Source organism: Testudinibacter aquarius (assembly GCF_004342725.1).
Lineage (GTDB): Bacteria > Pseudomonadota > Gammaproteobacteria > Enterobacterales > Pasteurellaceae > Chelonobacter > Chelonobacter aquarius.
Map to the genome: position 1 here is coordinate 32,566 of NZ_SMCP01000011.1, position 18,539 is coordinate 51,104.

17 protein-coding genes are annotated in these 18,539 nt (G+C 45.3%); 9 read left to right on the top strand and 8 right to left on the bottom strand.

The features are described from left to right. Nucleotides 1-5: 5 nt before the first annotated feature. From EDC16_RS10690 to EDC16_RS10700, 3 genes are all read left to right on the top strand, one after another. Nucleotides 6-1,556 (top strand): sugar ABC transporter ATP-binding protein, encoded by a 1,551-nt coding sequence (locus tag EDC16_RS10690; RefSeq protein ID WP_132967847.1) that lies wholly within the window; start codon nt 6-8, stop codon nt 1,554-1,556. 16 nt (nt 1,557-1,572) lie between these two features. Beyond that, nucleotides 1,573-2,562, top strand: coding sequence for an ABC transporter permease (locus EDC16_RS10695; RefSeq protein WP_132967848.1), 990 nt, complete (start codon nt 1,573-1,575; stop codon nt 2,560-2,562). 70 nt (nt 2,563-2,632) lie between these two features. Beyond that, nucleotides 2,633-3,586 (top strand): ABC transporter substrate-binding protein, encoded by a 954-nt coding sequence (locus EDC16_RS10700; protein ID WP_132967849.1) that lies wholly within the window; start codon nt 2,633-2,635, stop codon nt 3,584-3,586. A 137-nt stretch (nt 3,587-3,723) separates the two neighbouring features. On the opposite strand, the gene pdxA is transcribed toward EDC16_RS10700, so the two are convergent. The 4 genes from pdxA to EDC16_RS10720 all read right to left on the bottom strand — a co-directional run bounded on the left by pdxA (nt 3,724) and on the right by EDC16_RS10720 (nt 7,799). After that, on the bottom strand, nt 3,724-4,746 hold the full coding sequence (gene pdxA, locus EDC16_RS10705; RefSeq protein ID WP_132967850.1) for a 4-hydroxythreonine-4-phosphate dehydrogenase PdxA: 1,023 nt from the start codon (nt 4,744-4,746) through the stop codon (nt 3,724-3,726). A 12-nt stretch (nt 4,747-4,758) separates the two neighbouring features. After that, the gene (locus EDC16_RS10710) at nt 4,759-5,997 is read right to left on the bottom strand and encodes a four-carbon acid sugar kinase family protein (protein WP_132967851.1); all 1,239 of its coding nucleotides are present in this window, start codon (nt 5,995-5,997) and stop codon (nt 4,759-4,761) included. A 1-nt stretch (nt 5,998) separates the two neighbouring features. Beyond that, complete coding sequence (locus EDC16_RS10715) at nt 5,999-6,946, bottom strand: 2-keto-3-deoxygluconate permease (protein WP_416069076.1); 948 nt, start codon at nt 6,944-6,946, stop codon at nt 5,999-6,001. Nucleotides 6,947-7,088: 142 nt separating this feature from the next. Beyond that, entirely contained in the window at nt 7,089-7,799 is a 711-nt protein-coding gene (locus EDC16_RS10720; RefSeq protein ID WP_132967852.1) for a GntR family transcriptional regulator, read from the bottom strand. A gap of 104 nt (nt 7,800-7,903) precedes the next feature. On the opposite strand from EDC16_RS10720, the gene yqfB reads away from it, so the two are divergent. The 3 genes from yqfB to EDC16_RS10735 all read left to right on the top strand — a co-directional run bounded on the left by yqfB (nt 7,904) and on the right by EDC16_RS10735 (nt 11,155). Beyond that, entirely contained in the window at nt 7,904-8,221 is a 318-nt protein-coding gene (gene yqfB / locus EDC16_RS10725; protein WP_132967853.1) for a N(4)-acetylcytidine aminohydrolase, read from the top strand. 287 nt (nt 8,222-8,508) lie between these two features. Continuing rightward, complete coding sequence (locus EDC16_RS10730; RefSeq protein ID WP_132967854.1) at nt 8,509-9,831, top strand: alpha-L-fucosidase; 1,323 nt, start codon at nt 8,509-8,511, stop codon at nt 9,829-9,831. 31 nt (nt 9,832-9,862) lie between these two features. Then, nucleotides 9,863-11,155 (top strand): PTS sugar transporter subunit IIC, encoded by a 1,293-nt coding sequence (locus EDC16_RS10735; RefSeq protein ID WP_416069075.1) that lies wholly within the window; start codon nt 9,863-9,865, stop codon nt 11,153-11,155. 84 nt (nt 11,156-11,239) lie between these two features. Here the strand turns inward: EDC16_RS10735 and EDC16_RS10740 are convergent, their stop codons facing one another. From EDC16_RS10740 to cyaY, 3 genes are all read right to left on the bottom strand, one after another. Further along, nucleotides 11,240-12,133: an aldo/keto reductase gene (locus EDC16_RS10740; protein WP_132967856.1), complete on the bottom strand. Its 894-nt coding sequence runs from the start codon at nt 12,131-12,133 to the stop codon at nt 11,240-11,242. Between the two features lie 138 nt (nt 12,134-12,271). After that, on the bottom strand, nt 12,272-14,128 hold the full coding sequence (recQ, locus tag EDC16_RS10745) for a DNA helicase RecQ (RefSeq protein WP_132967857.1): 1,857 nt from the start codon (nt 14,126-14,128) through the stop codon (nt 12,272-12,274). After that, nucleotides 14,128-14,439, bottom strand: a complete 312-nt coding sequence (gene cyaY / locus EDC16_RS10750; protein WP_132967858.1) for an iron donor protein CyaY — start codon at nt 14,437-14,439, stop codon at nt 14,128-14,130. The genes recQ and cyaY overlap by 1 nt, the downstream gene beginning before the upstream one ends. 132 nt (nt 14,440-14,571) lie before the next feature. Between cyaY and lptM the strand changes: the two genes are divergently transcribed. The 3 genes from lptM to EDC16_RS10765 all read left to right on the top strand — a co-directional run bounded on the left by lptM (nt 14,572) and on the right by EDC16_RS10765 (nt 16,986). Continuing rightward, the gene (gene lptM, locus EDC16_RS10755; protein ID WP_132967859.1) at nt 14,572-14,697 is read left to right on the top strand and encodes an LPS translocon maturation chaperone LptM; all 126 of its coding nucleotides are present in this window, start codon (nt 14,572-14,574) and stop codon (nt 14,695-14,697) included. 23 nt (nt 14,698-14,720) lie between these two features. After that, a complete protein-coding gene (gene lysA, locus EDC16_RS10760) occupies nt 14,721-15,983 on the top strand; it encodes a diaminopimelate decarboxylase (RefSeq protein ID WP_132967860.1) in 1,263 nt (420 codons plus the stop codon). A gap of 175 nt (nt 15,984-16,158) precedes the next feature. Beyond that, entirely contained in the window at nt 16,159-16,986 is an 828-nt protein-coding gene (locus tag EDC16_RS10765; RefSeq protein WP_132967861.1) for a MurR/RpiR family transcriptional regulator, read from the top strand. Nucleotides 16,987-17,115: 129 nt separating this feature from the next. On the opposite strand, the gene melB is transcribed toward EDC16_RS10765, so the two are convergent. Continuing rightward, complete coding sequence (melB, locus tag EDC16_RS10770; RefSeq protein WP_132967862.1) at nt 17,116-18,489, bottom strand: melibiose:sodium transporter MelB; 1,374 nt, start codon at nt 18,487-18,489, stop codon at nt 17,116-17,118. Nucleotides 18,490-18,539 lie beyond the last annotated feature (50 nt).

The following is an 18,539-nucleotide window of genomic DNA, read 5'->3' on the forward strand; positions in this document are numbered from 1 at the left end:
GTGACATGGCGACTCAATCTCAAGCAGTGCCGCTGCTTTCCATGACCAATATCAGTAAATCATTTGGCACGGTGCATGCCTTAAAAGATGTACATTTAGCACTGCGCAAAGGCGAAGTGCACGCCTTGATGGGTGAAAATGGTGCCGGCAAGTCGACCTTGATGAAATGCCTGATCGGGGTGTATCACCCCGAAGTCGGCGATATTGTGTATAAAGGCGAAAAAGTGCGGTATTCCTCGGTGTTAGAAGCGCAAAAAAACGGTATCAGCATGATCTTTCAAGAACTGAATCTGATACCACACTTGACCGTTGCCGAAAATATCTTCTTTGCGCGAGAACCCCTGAAACACGGTTTAATTGATAAACGCAAAATGAATGTGGATGCAGCGCAGCTGCTATCGATGTTTGACATTGATGTCGCCCCGACCGATATCGTCCACACGCTATCGGTTGCTAAACAGCAAATGGTGGAAATCGCTAAAGCACTCTCCTTTGATGTGGAAGTGTTGATCATGGACGAGCCGACCTCGGCGCTGACTGAAAAAGAGATCGACAAACTGTTTGAGCTAGTGCACCGCTTGAAAGCCAAAGGGGTATGTATCGTCTATATTTCGCACCGCATGGAAGAGTTAAAACGGATTTGCGACCATATTACGATTTTCCGTGATGGCACTTATGTCTCTAACCACCGTTTTAGCGATATCACGATGGATCAGATCATCACCAAAATGGTCGGACGTTCACTAGATAACCACTTTCCGCCAAAAACAGCGGTTATCGAAGATGAGATTATTTTGTCGGTGATGAATGCCGAACGTGTCGGCGTGTTCAAACCGCTGAATTTCGATTTGCGCCGTGGCGAGATTTTAGGGATCACCGGCTTGGTCGGCGCCAAACGCACCGAATTGGCGCGTTCGATTTTTGGCGCCGATCCACTGGATAAAGGAGAAATTTATGTACACCACAAAAAAGTCTCGATCAAAAATCCATCGGATTCAATTAAAGCTGGCATCGCTTACCTGTCCGAAGACCGTAAGTTGAACGGGGTTGCGGTGCGAATGTGCATTCGTGAAAACATTACGATGGCATCGATGGATAAAGTCAGCAGCAACTTGGGGATCATCTCCACCGATGCCGAAGTCAACGCCTCGAAAACTTTTGTCGATAAAATGGAGATCAAAACGCCTACCATCGAGCAGTTGGTCAACAACCTGAGTGGCGGCAATCAACAAAAAGTAGTGATCGGCAAATGGCTGTTCCGTGATGCCACGGTGATGATTTTTGATGAGCCGACACGCGGTATCGACGTTGGCGCCAAATATGCCATTTATCAACTGCTGGATGAGTTGGCAGCCAACGGAGTCGGCATTATTGTGATCTCTTCCGAATTGCCGGAAGTGCTTGGCGTATCAGACCGCGTGATCATCATGCGTGAAGGACAGATGACCGGTATGCTGGAAACCAAATCGACCAATCAAGAAGAGATTATGCAATACGCTACCGGCGTGAAAAATATGTTTGCAAGAGAATATGCAGCCTACAACTATGCTTCCTAAAACAAGAGGTAATGTGATGAATGACAAACAAAAAGATATGTTGAGAAAATTAGCGTCTTTGGCAGGATTATTACTGTTGATCCTAGCCTTTAGCATCAGCAACGACTACTTTTTTACGCTCAACAACATAATGACCATTGGCTTGCAAACCTCCACCATTGCGCTAATCGGGATTGGTGCCACCTGTGTGATCCTGACCGGCGGAATTGATTTAAGCACCGGCTCGGTGGTCGCCCTTTCCGGCGTAGCAGCAGCGATGTTTGTTAACACTGGCATTCCAGTGCCGCTTGGTATGCTTGGCGGTATTTTGGTTGGCGGTATCTGTGGTTATGCCAATGGCATTATGGTCACCAAAATGAAATTACCACCGTTTATCGCTACCTTGGGCATGATGATGGTGGCGCGTGGCGTCGCACTGTATGTCACCAATGCTGCTCCGGTATCCGGTATGCCGGAATCATTCTCTTACCTCGGCAACGGTGCGCTGTTCCGCATCGTTGAAGAAGGCGCAAACGGTTTGCCACTGGTCAAATTTCCCGGCATTCCTTATCCGGTGATTATCATGATCGTTATTGCAGTTCTGTTTACCTTTGCCTTAAACAAACTGCGGGTCGGGCGCTACATTTATGCCATCGGCTCCAATGAAGAAGCCGCTCGCCTTTCCGGCATCAAAACCAATCAAGTGAAAAACTATGCTTATATCGCCAGTGGACTGCTGTCAGGTTTAGCAGGCGTGATTTTGGCCTCTCGCTTGGTAACGGCACAGCCAAACGGCGGTGTGGCTTATGAGTTAGACGCAATCGCCAGTGCGGTTGTCGGTGGAACTTCATTAATGGGCGGAGTCGGCACCATTCCCGGCACATTAATCGGTTCCTTTATTATCGGGGTGTTGCGTAACGGTTTGAACATGAACGGTGTTTCAGCCTTTATCCAACAGATTATTATCGGTCTGGTGATCATTGTCACGGTATCAATCGATCAGCTAAGACAGAGCAAAAAGAAATAAGCGGTCTAAGATTTAATGTTGTAACACACCATTAACCCTCAAAACCTATCCTAAAACAAGGAGCACAACTATGAAAAAATTCGCAGTCGCAGCAATCGCAACACTCGTTGGCTTTTCGGCTTTGATCAGCTCACCGGTGATGGCAAAATCCAACGAAATCGCCGTTATCGTGAAAACCGCCAATGCCAATTTCTGGCAAAATGTGAATAAAGGCGCTGTCGAAGCCGGCAAAGACATCGGTGGCCAATACACAATCTCATTCCAAGGCCCACAAGCCGAAACCGCCATTGATGAACAAGTCAATATGGTCAACAATGCCGTCAATCGCGGCGTTGCGGGCATTGTGTTGGCAGCTTCGGATCCAGACGCATTGGTTCCGGCAGTGAAAGGCGCTTTTGAAAGAGGCATTCCAGTGGTGATGATCGACTCCGGCATCAACAGCGACGGCAAATATTACCAATCCTTCTTGGCGACCGATAATCGTGCCGCTGGGAAATTGGCTGCCGAAAAACTGTTAGAGAAAAATGGTACTAAAGGCAAAGTGGCTGTGATGTCATTTACCCCAGGCGCAGCCAGTGCGATTGAACGTACCGGTGGTTTTGTGGACAGAATTAAACAAAATGCAGATATCACCATGGTCGGCCCTTTCTACTCTCAATCGGATATGGTGACCGCACTTAACCAAACCATCGACGTCTTGACCTCCCACCCGGATTTAACTGCAATCTTCGGTGCCAACGAACCGACCGCCGTCGGCATGGCTCGTGCGATTAAAGAACGTGGCTACGCCGGAAAATTGGTAGCTGTCGGCTTTGACGGCAATCAAGATTTGCAAAATTTCGTGCGTGACGGAACCTTAGAAGGCATCGTGGTGCAATCCTCCTATCAAATGGGCTACAAAGGTGTAACCGCAATTAAAGACGTCATCGACGGCAAGACAATTGAAAAATTCATTGACACCGGTGTGGTTTTTGTCACCAAAGACAACATTGATTCGGACGAAGCCAAAGGCGTATTGTATTAATTTCTATCATAAATCCTGCTTCAGTACTCTTTATGTTATCGAGGAATTTGATAGATAATTACAAGGGCGGATTATATATCCGCCCTAGACTGATACTGATAGGTATTCGTTTTAGTTTAATACAATAATAAATCAGACTAAGACGAAAGAGAATTCCACACCAAATGCCAGCCAGGCGCCAACTCTGCCGCTCGTTCACAGGCCAAGACTAATGAGTTTTCTCTGGCAATCCCTTTTCCGGCGATATCAAAGGCGGTTCCATGATCAACCGACACCCTAACAACCGGTAATCCTGCGGTAATATTGACACCGTCATCACCATACACCGCTTTAAAAGGTGCGTGCCCCTGATCGTGATAACAGGCAATCACTATATCCCATTTCCCTCGAACCGCCTGCGGAATTAAAGCATCTGCAGGAAGCGGACCTTGAATATTAACGCCTTTCCGCTGCGCAAGTTGAATCGCAGGTGCAAGTTGATCCTGATCTTCATCACCAAACAATCGATTTTCACCGGCATGCGGATTAATCCCGCAGACCCCTATTTTCGCATTCGGTTTATTTAATGATTTTGCCAATGCAAACGCTAAATTAATCACGGTAGTTGTTCGTGTTGTGGTGCAGGCATCAATTGCCGAATGCAATGATTGGTGGGTTGTCAAATGAAACAGATAAAAATCGCCGGAAGAGAGTATCATGGAATAATCTTTAACACCAAACTCATGCGCAAGGATTTCGGTATGTCCCGGCCAATGATGACCGCCGGCATGCATGGCTTCTTTATTGAGCGGTGCGGTCACAATCCCGTCAATTTTACCTTCACGCCCCAATTTACAGGCTTCGACAACAAAACGATATGCCGAATCCCCCGCTACGGCGGAAATCTTACCGACTTGAACCGCGGGTAACGGATCCGCAATCTGTAGTAGCTCTATTTCATTCGGATTGTTGTTTAAGCAGCTTAAATCCGTCACTAACTTAATTTGGCTTGCCGAAAATCCTGATAACACGCAAGCGTTCGCTAACGCAGTATAATCGCCGATAACAAATAATTTAGCTTTACGTCTTAAATCGGCGTGTGCTAATAATGTTTTTACGGTAATTTCGGGGCCGATTCCGGCAATATCACCCATTGTCACCGCTAGTATTGGTAATGACATAATCTTACGCTCCTACTTGTTTGAATGTTGCTGCATAATATTGCTTAAAAGTTGCTTATCTCCGAACCCTCCGGATTTAGTCATCACTTTCAATCCTTGATAAGTATCGCCGGCAATACGACACAGCGGAACACCTGCAACAACCGCATGCAAAATCTTCATCTCATATACCGGTAAACGCGCTAAAAGTGCAGCTGCACCATCTCCTCCAAACAAAATTAAAGTATCAAAAGCCGCATGATCCAGACAATATTTGCCTAAATCCGCCAAATATCCCGAAATAGTGCGGGCAATTTCATTGATATTTCCTGCAGCATTAATTTTCGCCGGATTAGCACGGATAATAACGTTCTCCTTGCTACAGTTAATCAGCGCTTTTAGTTGCTGTTTCAAAGCCGGTTCCGAAATGGTTGCGTTAATTAATTGTGAGGGATGCGGACTGAAAACAATGGTTTTTCCGCCTGTTGTCGCGATATATTCATCGACTTGAGCTTGACTGATTTCATGCACCGAGGTCACTAAAATAAGGGCGCGCGACAGCGCAAAAGAGTGATGAGAAGCGGGCTTGTTTGCCGATTTTTTCAGAACCTGCGCCAGACCGGCCGAACCGACAGGAATAATCTGATTGCCTAACTGCGCAATGACATTGGCAATCAGAGTAAGATCCTGTGCAGTTTTAGCATCAACAGCCAATTGCGTTGCCGCTGATGTCGTAATCATATGCTGCAATTCTTGCTCAGATGTAAATCCGCTGATAATCTCGGCTTGAGGTAACAGCTTATCCATTGAAGCGGACGGCACCGGACAAATCGGATCTCTGCCTGATGCCGTTTCATGCACGGGAATACCATTGACATATAAATGCCCCTGTTCGATTGTCCTGCCCATTTCAGGATAGGCAGGACAAATCACAGCTTTCGCATCGGGATAACGCAAACGCCAAGCCTGCAGCGCACCTTCTATCTGATAAGCAACCGAACCTCGCATCGTTGAGTCAATTTTTAAATAAATCTGCTCAATGCCGTTTTGTAAACCTGCCTCAACCGCACTTTTGGTCAACTGAACCGCTTTTTCACCGACCGGACGTGCATCAGTAGAAACCGTAAATACTTCAGCTTGTGAGAAATCCGTTTGATGTAAATAATCGGAATTGACCTGTAAGATAGTTGAAAATCCGTTCTCGGCAAACATTACACCTGTATCATTAGCACCGGTTAAATCATCGGCAATTACCAGAATATTATTTTTCATATCAGTTACCCTCTTTAAAATGATCTTCCAAGCCGCCCTGACGTTTCAGCACCCAAGCCGCAACCAGCGGAGCCAAAATCGCAGACACCAACACTGCTGCAGCTATTTGCGCAGTTGCCGTTTGAACATACTGCGCCATATTTGGATCAGCCTGCGCAACAATTTCCGGTGTAATAATTGCGTTGCCGGCAGTGGTTCCGGCAGCAAATCCTATCCCTGATTGCGTTCCTCTTTTTAAAATCACTTTATAACCGAAATAAACAAAGGCACCGGTTAACAAAGAAACGACAACACCTAAAATAATTCCCGTTGCACCACCGGTTATAATAGAATGCAAATTGATTCCGGTGCCAAGCGCAAATGCAAAAAATGGAATAACAATCGCACCGGTCGGCTTCATAATATTGGTCCATTTAGGATCAAGATTCCCGACAACCATACCAACCAATAACGGAATAACCGCCGCTAACATGAGCGAAAGTGGAATATCCGCCAATCCGGAAACCCCAAGAAACAGTAAAACAAAAAAAGGTCCGTCGTTAACCGCCGATGCGACGTAAGCCCCTCTATCGCGATAATCGCCATACTTACCTGTAAATGCAAGCCAGATACCGCCGTTTGAGTTAGCGACTACAGTTAATATTGCCAAAAGCGAAATTCCCATAATACCGTCCGAGCCGACAGCCAAACCGATCAGCGTAATTAATCCAGCCGGAATAATGGTTTTAAATAGCAGGACTACTCCTGTGTGCGCCAAGACCGGTCCGGAACTACGCACGGTAATCTGCATACCCGTTGCGAAAATTAATAATGCGATCAACGGTCCAGCGGAAGATTTGAAAAGTGCGGTAGTGAATGAACCTATACCCAAAAATTCCGGAAAAAAAGTACCGATAATTGATCCCAATATAAGAGGTACAACCATCGTTCCACCCGGAATCTTGTTCATCCAATCGTATAAAGGAACTAATGTTTGAGTTTTTGAGTCCATCTGATTAACTGGCATAACTGTCTCCTTAGTATCAAATTACGCACAACTTGTACGTACAAGATATGATGTGGTAGAAGATTCAGATTGTCAATCAGTAAAATTAAATTGTGGTTTCTAGATCAAACATAATTTTATCGCCGCGATGATAAGTCGAAAAAACTTCGACGATGTTATTATTTTTATCAAAGGTTGTGCCTTTTAGCAGTAAAAGAGGGCTGCCGATAGGAATATTCAAGTATTCTGCAATATGTGATGGCGCCGCAATGGCATAAATATGGCGGGTCGAACGTTCTAGTTCAATATTGGCATCTTGCTTTAAAATCTGATGTAAAGAGGCGTGTGCTAACTTCTCAGGGGTAAGCCAGCGTTGATATTTTGTAGGCAAATAAGTTTCGATATAAGCAATTGGCTGGGTAATATCGGAGCGGATTCGTGCTAAATACAATGCTTGCTTCTCATTCCAAAATTGATTGGCTTTATCATAATCCATTAATTCAAAAGAGATGATTTTTGTATTAACCATTGTTCCCATTTTCTCGATTTGCATACCCAAACCGTTTAACGACTGCACTACCCGGTGAATCCTATTAACCGGCAACACGAAGCTGCCTTTTCCCTGCGCTTTGCTGATTAAACCTTCCACCTCTAATTTAGCCAGCGCTTGACGTATCACCGAACGTGAAACACCAAACATTTTTTGCAATTCCGCTTCCGACGGGAGAAAACCATGAATCGTTTCTGATAGAATCTCACGTTTCAGTTTTTCAATTATATTGATATACAACGGCGTTTTTTTGGTAATTATAGTCATCGGAATAGCGTTTATTAAATATAGATTGCGTTTGAGTATAGCAACTCTTTCTCATTCTTCCTATAATTTACATCAATAATCACTTATCTCAGGAATCTTTCAGCATGTTCGTTCGCTCCCAAATCACCTTTTTCCAACGCTTTGAGCAAGATATTCTCAATGGCAGCAAAACCATTACCATTCGTGATCGCAGCGAAAGCCACTATCAACCACAAAGTATTGTCGATGTTTTCACCAACGAAACACAGCGTTGGTTTGCCCAAATCCGGATCTTGTCGGTCACGCCGATCACTTTCGCACAATTAAATTCACAACATGCTGCACAAGAAAATATGACTCTGGCCCAGTTGCAAACCGTTATTCGAGAAATTTATCCGAACGAAACCGCACTTTTTGTGATTCAGTATGAGTTAATCAAATAGAGACTTGTTCATTTAGATGCCTGATATCTTCAAATTTCCTGCCTATTCGGGCATCTAAAATCTAACACTCACACTTTTTTCTGTACATTTCAGTGATAGCAGTCACAAAAAACCACCCCAATCAAATAAAATACTGTTTCTATTTGATCATATTTTGAAATCTTGATTTCATATTGATTATGACTTGATTGAATGGGAGCAAGCAATTGAGCATATTGATATGAATATTTAAAAGCTGTATATCCATATGAATTCACTATTAAATAATATTACAGTGAGGAATTATTATGAAAAAATTCTATTCTGCAACTTGGGAATCCGTTAAAACCCACCCTCTGCCCGATTGGTATGATGATTATAAATTTGGTATTTTTATTCATTGGGGAATTTATTCCGTACCAGCATTTGCACCGTTGACTTGGGAGCTGGGAGAAATCGAAATTGATGAACAGTGGTTTTGTAATAATCCTTACGCAGAATGGTATTTTAATTCAATTAACGTCAAGCAAGGCCCGACTTATCAGCACCATCTTCAAACTTACGGCAAAGATTTCAGCTATCGCGATTTTCTGCCACTTTGGAAAGCCGAAAAGTGGCAGCCGGCGGAATGGGCACAATTATTTAAGCAAGCAGGGGCAAAATATGTGGTGTTGACCACAAAACACCATGACGGTTTCTGTCTTTTCCCAAGCCGTTACACCGATTATCATTGCCTGAACTATGGTCCGAAACGTAATATTTTAGGGGAATTAAAAAGTGCGGTTGAAGCCGTCGGGTTAAAAATAGGTACCTATTATTCCGGCGTAATTGATTGGACATTTTCTTCAGCGCCAATTTTCACCGAAAGCCAAAATATGTCAAATGCCAGCCCAACTTATGCTTACGCAGACTATGCTTTCAATCAGGTATTAGAGCTAATCGACGACTATCAGCCGGCAGTATTATGGAACGATATCGGTTGGCCGAAACAGGGCGAACATATGCTGCCGAGCTTATTTTCCCACTACTATAATCAGGTGGAAGACGGCGTGGTCGATGATCGTTGGAACGGCTTATGGTGCGATTTCACCTCGAAAGAATATAAACACGGAGAAGCCTCCCGTGAGCGGAAATGGGAAATGTGTCGTGGTTTGGGACTGTCATTCGGTTATAACCAAAATGAAAGCGATGACGATTTGATTGCGGTAGAGAAATTGGTGGCGCTGTTGGTGGAAGTGGTCGCCAACAATGGTAATTTATTACTAAACGTCGGACCAAAAGCCGACGGCACAATCCCAAACGGACAAATTGAACGCCTGACCGCACTTGGCAATTGGTTAGAAGTGAACGGTGAAGGAATTTATGCCACCCGTTGCAGCTGCCGAGAATCTTATCGCCAAGCCGATTTGGATTTCCATTTCACCAAAAAAGAGACCGACCTGTATTGCTTCGTCAGCGGGCTTCGCGCTGGTGAAACCTGTTTTTCACTACCTTGCAACACGACTGTCAGCGCTTTGAACCCGGCGGTAGAATTCTCGCAACAACGGCAAGGCGATAAAGTGGAAATCACCGTACACAACTATCAACCGGCTTGGCAAGTGTTATGTTTCAAAGTTGTCAACGGCGAATAGGAGGTGCGTAATGAGCCAGTTTAGCCAAAAAATGATCCGTTACATGGATAAATACGTCACCCCGACCGCACTTAAGTTAGAAAAACAGCCGCACATTTCCGCTATCCGTGACGGGTTTATCGTGGTTCTGCCGTTCTTGATTGTCGGCAGTTTTATCATGATTTTACTGATTCCGCCCTTTGATCAAAACACCACTAATAGTTTCGGCATGGCATGGTGGCGTTTTGCCACTTGGGCAAGCGATTACGGCTGGGCATTTTTCCAAATGTCGTTCAATGCGATTTCGTTATTTACCTCCGCCAGTATAGCCTATAACCTCGCTAAGGCTTATAAACGGGAGCCGCTACCGGCAGCGTTTTTATCAGTGATGACGTTTTTACTGATCGCTGCACCAGTAAAAGACGGTGCAATGGACATTAAATTTTTCGGCGGTATCGGGCTATTTTCTGCAATTTTCGTTGCAATTTACACCGTAGAAGTCACCCGTTTGCTGGAATATTTGAATATTCGCATCCGTCTGCCAAAAGAAGTGCCAAGTGCGGTCGCCGAATCGCTGAATATCGTGATCCCGATTTTAGCCATGTTGGTCACCATTTTCCCGTTTTCGATTTATGTTGAACATGCGATGGGTGTCACTATTCCGCAGCTAATCATGGACTATATGGCGCCGTTGATCAAAGTCAGCGATTCGCTTGGGGCGATTATGTTGTTTGTATTTGCTACCCACTTACTGTGGTTCTTAGGCATTAATGGATCTCTCGTATTAATGCAACTTTGGACCCCGTTCTTACTGCAAAATATGGCTGCCAATTTGGCGGCGTTACAAGCGGGTGAGCCACTTCCTTTTATTGTTACCAACTCATTTTGGGATTTTTATATCGTGCACGGTGCTTCCGGCGGGGTGATTGCGTTGGCTTTCTTGCTGATTCGCAGCCGATCGGTGCATTTGCGTTCAATCGGCAAAATCGGGCTGGTACCGTCTTTCTTCTCTATCGGCGAACCAATTGTTTACGGCGTACCTATGGTGGTCAATCCACTCTTTTTTATCCCATTGATTTTCGCACCGATGGCAAATGCGGTGATCGCCTATTTGATCTTGGATTTTGACTTAATTCATCGGGTCTATCTGATGGCACCGTGGACAACACCGGCACCGATCGGCGCTTATTTAGTCTCCGGCGGCGATATTTGGGCGCCGATTTTAAGTATCGGATTGATTATTCTGGATATTTTTATCTATTATCCGTTCTTTAAAGCCTATGAACGCCAATGTGTCAAACGTGAGCAGGAAAAAGATCGTGAGTTAGCCGCGCAACAAGCCTAACCACACTTCTTTATCTGCTGTCAAACAAAAAGCCGCTGAATATCTGAACTGTACACCAGCGGCTTTCTCAGTGATTAAGAATAATTAAGGAATATCATGCCCTTGTGCGGCTTTATAGACTTCGATCCAATCTTGTTCCGTCAACCGGATCGAGAGCGCATCGACCGCTCTTTTGATGCGGCGCAGTTCGCCGGAGCCGATCACTGGGGTGATTTTTGCCGGGTGGCTGAGCAGCCAAGCATAAGCCAAGGTGTCGAGATGGGTTTCGTTAAAGCGTTGTCCAATGTCTAGCAAGACTTTGCGCACCCGCATGCCGGCAGGGTTGTCTTTGTTGAATAGTTCTCCGCCAGCCAGTGGCGACCATGCCATCGGGCGAATTCGCTTCTCCATTAAATAATCGAGCGTGCCGTCGTCAAATGGTGCCAAATGCAACGGCGACATTTCGATTTGGTTGGTCAGCAGTGGTTGGTCGAGGTAGGACTGCAACATACTGAACTTCGACGGGGTGTAGTTGGATACGCCAAAATACCGCACTTTGCCGCTGCTGTGTAGATGTTCGAAGGCTTTCGCAACCTGCTCCGGATCCACACAAGGAGAGAGGCGGTGAATCAGCAGTACATCCAGATAATCACAGCGCATTTTGGCAATTGAACGCTCCGCTGATGCCACAATATGCTCATAACTGTTGTCATAATAATGGCTGTTAATCGTCGGCAATTCCTGGCTGGGAAACAGAATACCGCACTTGGTGATTAGAGTAATCCCTTGGCGCAGCGATGGTTTGAGTTTTAATGCCCGTCCAAACTCTTCCTCATTGGTAAACGAGCCATAACAGGCGGCGTGGTCAAAAGTGCGGATCCCCAGCTCGATAACCTGCTCGGTCAATTGCAACAATTGCTGTGGGGTTAAATTCCATTGTTTCAAGCGCCAATAGCCGTGAACCAGACGATCCAATTGCATTTCCGTTGGGGTTTGCATAGCTTCTCCTTTTAGGGTCTGTTGATCTTCATAGCTTGAATCATACCGTAAAACGTTAGCCGACTATAGCAATATAGCTGTTTTTTTATGCAATAATTAGGGGCTGTGGATCTTTGTTTATCATTTGAGTTATAGACCCTAATCAAAAACAGAAGGGGACGTTTGAGCGCTTTTTAGGGTTTTTTGATGTTCTTTAATCAACGCTATAAACGGTTGCGCAAAGCGATCTAATTTGCGCAGCCCTACGCCGTTGATTTGTAACATTTCGGTATTGGAGGTCGGCATCAGCTGCGCCATTTCCTGCAAGGTAGCATCGTTAAACACGATATACGGCGGAATGCTCTCTTTGTCGGCAATCTGCTTGCGTAGAAAACGCAACCGGGCAAACAGGTCTTTGTCATAATCTTTCAAGCCGGAGCTTTGCGTGCGCTGAATCACCGACATTGACAGACGTGGCGTTGCCAATGAAAGTGCGGTTTCGCCGCGCAAAATTGGGCGGGCGGCTTCAGTCAGGCGCAGTGCGGAAAACTGCATGATATTTTGTTCGATATAGCCCAAATGGATCAACTGGCGGATCACATTCATCCAATACTCTTGGCTCTGATCTTTACCGATGGCGAACACCGACAGTGTGTCGTGCCCATGCTCTTTAATCCGCTGATTCTGTAAACCGCGCAAGATTGCTACTACATAATGTGTGCCGAAATTTTGCCCGATACGGTAAATCACCGACATCACTTTTTGTGCGTCCAGCAGACCATCGTAAGATTTGGGCGGATCGAGGCAAACATCGCAGTTTTTGCACGGCGTGCTACGGTGTTCGCCAAAATAGTTCAGCAGCACTAAACGGCGACAGATTTGCGATTCGGCAAAGGCACCCATTGCCTGCAATTTATGCTGTTCAATTTGGCGCTGCGGGCTTTCCGGCTTTTCCAATAATATTTTATTCAACCACGCGTAATCGGACGGATCATATAGCAGAACCGCTTCTGCCGGCAAATCGTCACGCCCGGCACGCCCGGTTTCTTGGTAATAGGCTTCAATGCTGCGCGGCAAATCAAAGTGCAGCACAAAGCGCACGTTGGATTTGTTGATGCCCATGCCGAATGCCACCGTCGCCACCACCACTTGAATATTATCGCGCTGAAACGCCAGTTGTGTGGCTTCACGCTGCTCAATCGTCATGCCGGCATGGTAAGGCGCACAGCTGACCTTGCGCCGCTGCAGGCTTTCACACAGTTGCTCGGTTTTTTTGCGGCTGTTGCAATACACAATACCGCTCTTGCCTTTTTGCGCCAGCACAAAACGGCACATCTGCTCGACGCCTTTGTATTTTTCAACCAAGGTATAACGGATATTGGCGCGATCAAAACTGCCTATATAGTGATAGGGTTGGCTTAGCTCGAGGTGTTGTAGAATATCTTTACGCGTGGCACTGTCGGCGGTAGCGGTCAGCGCCATCACCGGCACATTGAGGAAACTCTTTTTCAAACCACCCAGTGCGGTGTATTCCGGACGAAAATCGTGTCCCCACTGTGAGATACAGTGCGCTTCATCAATTGCAATAAAACTGACTCGACACTGACAGATAAACTGAAAAAATGTGGTGGTCATCACTTTTTCCGGCGAAATGTACAACAGTTTTAATTCACCGTTAATCGCTTTGTTTTGCACTTGTTGCTGCTCGGCAAACGATTGGGTCGAGTTCAGATAAGCGGCTTCAACCCCGTTACTCAACAGTTGATCGACCTGATCTTTCATCAGTGAAATCAACGGCGAAATCACTAACGTCAAACCATCAAAACACAGCGCCGGCACTTGATAACACAGCGATTTGCCGCTGCCGGTCGCCATCACCACCAAGCTGTCCTGCCCGTTTAACGCCGCTTCGATAACCTGCTGCTGCCCCTGACGAAAGGCGTGATAACCAAACACTTGTTGTAACACAGCAAGTGCGGTTTGCAGGGTCGGGGCATTGGAAGGCTCTACAGACATTAAGCCACGGTCACCGTTTCACCGTAATACGCACTGAGCGCTTCGCTCAATAACGGAAAAAACGCTTGCTGATCAGCGGTCAGCCATTGCCCGTCGTGAAATTTGAAATGGTAGCCGCCCAGTTTGCTTGCCAGCCACAGCTCGAGCAACGGTTCTTGTTTATTGATCACAATCTGCTGCCCGTTTTCAAAGGTGATAGAAAAAACTGAGCCGTGCGTGTCGCAATCAACGTCAACTTCTTGTTCGTCAAGTTGTTCTTCAATGTAAGACCAGGTTTGTTCAACCTGTTGGTGAAATTCTGCTACGTTCATAAAATATCGGTTCTTTGCTGAATACATAGTGACGAATTATAGTGACTTTAACGCAATTGTGATAGCACAAAGCCCTAATTAATGGTAAAAATAGCCGTTATCAATAGAATTAAAAAAGATGAGGAAATCAGAATGAAAAAATGCTGGTACTGCCTATTGGCAGCATCCATGTTATTGAGTATCACCGCTTGTGGCGTGAAAGGTCCACTCTATTTTCCACAGACCGAACAGCCAACACCAAGCCAAACCTCAAAATAAAATATGATAATAGAGTGAAATATATGGATTTTTTTCAGTATCAACACAACCGTCTTATGGCGGAAAGCGTCGTAGTCAGCGATATTGCCGAACAATTCGGCACCCCACTGTACATCTATTCCCGCGCCACTCTCGAACGCCACTGGCACGCTTTTGATAACGCTTTCGGCGATCACCCGCATTTAATCTGTTATGCCGTCAAATCCAATTCGAATATCGCCGTGTTAAATGTAATGGCAAAGCTCGGTTCGGGGTTTGATATTGTGTCGCAAGGGGAGTTGGAACGCGTGTTGGCAGCAGGCGGTGATGCCAGTAAAATCGTATTTTCCGGCGTGGCAAAAACGGAACAAGAGATCGCCAGAGCGCTGGAAGTCGGCATTCGCTGTTTCAATGTTGAATCCATTTCCGAATTGAAAAGAATTAACCATGTTGCAGAAAAAATGGGCAAAATTGCGCCGATTTCGCTACGGGTCAATCCAGATGTTGATGCCAAAACGCACCCTTACATCTCCACCGGTCTAAAAGAAAACAAATTTGGTGTCAGCGTTGATCAAGCCAGAGCAGTTTACCGTTTGGCACAATCATTGCCTCACATCAACATCAGCGGCATGGACTGCCACATTGGTTCGCAATTAACTGAATTACAACCGTTTTTGGACGCAACAGACCGTTTATTGGTACTGATGCAGCAACTTAAAGAAGACGGCATCGAACTACGCCACCTTGATCTGGGCGGTGGCTTGGGCGTGCCGTATCACGGCGAACAGCCCCCCCATCCAAGCGAATACACCACCGCACTTTTAGCCAAATTAAGCGCCTATCCGCAGCTGGAAATTATCTTGGAGCCGGGACGTGCGATCACAGCCAATGCCGGAATTTTAGTCAGCAAAGTTGAATATCTGAAAAGTAATGAATCACGCCATTTTGCGATTGTCGATGCCGGAATGAACGATATGATCCGCCCTGCGCTGTATCAAGCCTATATGGAAATTATTGAAGTTGACCGCACTTTACCGCAAACCGAACAACGACAAAGTGCGGTTTACGATATCGTCGGCCCGATTTGCGAAACTTCCGATTTTCTCGGCAAACAGCGCCAACTGACGATTGCCGAAGGCGATTTGATCGCACAACGCTCTGCCGGTGCTTACGGTGCCAGCATGTCTTCCAACTACAATTCTCGTCCACGCACCGCCGAAGTGATGGTCGATGGCGACCAGGCTCATTTGATCAAACGTCGTGAAAGTTATGCGGATTTATGGCGCGATGAGAAATTATTGCCGTAATCGTTTTCTGATAACGCCACTGATTCGTTCAGTGGCGTTAAGTTAAGTCACTAAATTTAAAAAACATTGCAAAAAAATAGATATAATTTTATTCGGTTTATTAAATCATAAAAACTATAATTAATTTTAAAAGCCCTTATAATGTTTAGGTCCGTTTCTTCCAGAGATACATAAAATGAATAAATCATTAGAACTTGAACAACTAGAAAGCCAAATTCGGGATCGCTATGACAATCTGAGTAAACGCTTGAAGCAAGTGGCTAAATACATTCTGGATAACTCGAATAGCATCGTATTCGATACCGTAGCGGTGATCGCCGAACGAGCAGACGTGCCGCCGTCCACCTTGATTCGCTTTGCCAATGCGTTTGGTTATAGTGGTTTTAACGAAATGAAACAGATATTTCGCGAAAATCTGATGGAAGAGACAGTTAATTACAGTGAAAGAGCGGTTTTGTTCGATAAAATTGATCCCGACAATGCCACACAAGGAGCGCCGAACGAGATCCTGAATGTGTTTGCTCAAGCGAATAATCAGGCGTTGTTACAATTGGTCAATCAAATCAGCCTTGAGCAGCTTGAAAGTGCGGTCGAGCTGCTGCATTCTGCCAACAATATTTTTATTATTGGGCTAAAACGCTCTTTCAGCGTCGCCAGTTATTTAAATTATGCGTTGCATCATCTGGATTGCCATTCGTATATTATCGACGGCTTGGGCGGTATGTTTGAAGAACAGTTGAATCTGATTAAGCCGGGTGATGTGGTGGTCGCAATCAGCTTTTCGCCTTACGCTAAAGAAACCATTAATATTATGAATGCCGTTGCCAAAAGCGGCGTGAAACAAATTGCCATCACCGACAGCCAAATCAGTCCACTCGTCGGCTTCAGCGATGTGGCTTTCGTAGTCAAAGAAGCGCAAGTCAGCGGCTTCCGCTCACAATGTGCCACCATGACCCTGGTGCAAACGCTGGCAATCTCACTGGCGTTTAAACGCAAAGAATAAAAGCGTTTTTCCGTGCTCGATTTCATCGTACATGGTTGAGTATCGTTGAATCCCTCTGAAACTGCTTTATCGACAGCCTGAAACCTGTAGTTTGTCACTACAGGTTTTTTTACGGTTTAAGATAACTGGTTAGTCGGTGACACGGTACTTATCCAGCAAGCGGATATTCACTTTCGCCAATAGATCGCCGTGTAATTTGTAATAACGGAAATAGACACATAATTTAATCACATAGAAGAAAATCGGTAAGGCGATCATAATCATTTCCATCCAGAAAATGGTTTCTGCGGTTTGTGTGATATTTGGTACATAGCTAATGGCAGTCAAAAGCACGCCGATCAAAAAGGCAGATACTGCGGAACCGGCTTTGACCACCATGGTTTGTACCGCATAGGCGATACTTTCGGAACGGATGCCCAGTTTATATTCACCATAATCTACCGTATCCGCCACCATGATCACTTGCAATGTCCAGAATAAAGCACTACCAATTTGCATAAAGACACCGGCAGTGATGATTAAAAAGATGTTGCCGTGATCGACCAGACCGGTATATGCCAAAATGGCACAGCTTAAAATAGAGAATAAGGAAATACTCGTCCATAACGTTTTGCGTGAAAACAGTTTGGCTAAACGAGCAAACAAGATGATTACAGTAAGATTAGCGATACCGGCATACGACATATAGTATGGGAATAACTCTTTATCGCCGACAACATAGGTAAAATAATACACCGCAAAGCCTGAGATGATATTACCGGCAATGTTATAGCACAGCGCCATCACTAGCAGGCTGGACAGTTGGTCATTTTTTGGAATCAACGACACTAGGGTTTTTAAGGGGATTTTCTTAGCCGGCTGATCGCTATCTTCAAATTGATCCGATGAATATTTCTCTTTGACATTGGCCAAGGTGATAATGGTCGAAGCAATGAAGAAAGCGATGATGACGAGGGTGAACATACGGAAACCATAGCCTTTATCCGCTCCGCCGACATAATCGACAAACGGCATACATATTCCAGCGGTGACAAAACCGGCCAGGCTGGCAAAAAAGCGTGGATAAGGCACGAGTTCTTCACGTTCACGTTGCTCCAGGGTTAAAGTCGGGGTTAATGACCAAAATGGAATATCCATGAGGGTATAAGTCATGCCCCAAAGAATATAGGTTACCGCGATGTAAACAAGTTGTGTCGTGCCACTAAAGAAATCCGCACAAAATAGAGAAAACAGCGCTAGAGAATTGACAATCGTGCCGATTAGAATCCAAGGTTTGAATTTTCCCCAACGGGAGCGGGTGCTATTAACAATCCAGCCCATAATCGGGTCATTTAATGCATCCCACACTCGTGCCACCATAAAGATGGTGCCGACGATTGCCGCACTGACGCCCAGCACATCCGTGTAGTAATACATCAGGTACATATACACAATGCCAATAGCAAAATCTTTACCGTAGGCACCGAGTCCGAAGCTGATTTTGGTTTTCATTGATAAGCTCATAACACTTCCTTTTATCTTTGTGAAATACCGGGGGTCCGGTATTTCTGATT

Coding starts and splice junctions, on each gene's coding strand:
- EDC16_RS10690 (WP_132967847.1), top strand. CDS start 6: ATGGCGACTCAATCTCAAGCAGTGCCGCTGCTTTCCATGACCAATATC.
- EDC16_RS10695 (WP_132967848.1), top strand. CDS start 1,573: ATGAATGACAAACAAAAAGATATGTTGAGAAAATTAGCGTCTTTGGCA.
- EDC16_RS10700 (WP_132967849.1), top strand. CDS start 2,633: ATGAAAAAATTCGCAGTCGCAGCAATCGCAACACTCGTTGGCTTTTCG.
- pdxA (WP_132967850.1), bottom strand. CDS start 4,746: ATGTCATTACCAATACTAGCGGTGACAATGGGTGATATTGCCGGAATC.
- EDC16_RS10710 (WP_132967851.1), bottom strand. CDS start 5,997: ATGAAAAATAATATTCTGGTAATTGCCGATGATTTAACCGGTGCTAAT.
- EDC16_RS10715 (WP_416069076.1), bottom strand. CDS start 6,946: ATGAACAAGATTCCGGGTGGAACGATGGTTGTACCTCTTATATTGGGA.
- EDC16_RS10720 (WP_132967852.1), bottom strand. CDS start 7,799: ATGACTATAATTACCAAAAAAACGCCGTTGTATATCAATATAATTGAA.
- yqfB (WP_132967853.1), top strand. CDS start 7,904: ATGTTCGTTCGCTCCCAAATCACCTTTTTCCAACGCTTTGAGCAAGAT.
- EDC16_RS10730 (WP_132967854.1), top strand. CDS start 8,509: ATGAAAAAATTCTATTCTGCAACTTGGGAATCCGTTAAAACCCACCCT.
- EDC16_RS10735 (WP_416069075.1), top strand. CDS start 9,863: ATGATCCGTTACATGGATAAATACGTCACCCCGACCGCACTTAAGTTA.
- EDC16_RS10740 (WP_132967856.1), bottom strand. CDS start 12,133: ATGCAAACCCCAACGGAAATGCAATTGGATCGTCTGGTTCACGGCTAT.
- recQ (WP_132967857.1), bottom strand. CDS start 14,128: ATGTCTGTAGAGCCTTCCAATGCCCCGACCCTGCAAACCGCACTTGCT.
- cyaY (WP_132967858.1), bottom strand. CDS start 14,439: ATGAACGTAGCAGAATTTCACCAACAGGTTGAACAAACCTGGTCTTAC.
- lptM (WP_132967859.1), top strand. CDS start 14,572: ATGAAAAAATGCTGGTACTGCCTATTGGCAGCATCCATGTTATTGAGT.
- lysA (WP_132967860.1), top strand. CDS start 14,721: ATGGATTTTTTTCAGTATCAACACAACCGTCTTATGGCGGAAAGCGTC.
- EDC16_RS10765 (WP_132967861.1), top strand. CDS start 16,159: ATGAATAAATCATTAGAACTTGAACAACTAGAAAGCCAAATTCGGGAT.
- melB (WP_132967862.1), bottom strand. CDS start 18,489: ATGAGCTTATCAATGAAAACCAAAATCAGCTTCGGACTCGGTGCCTAC.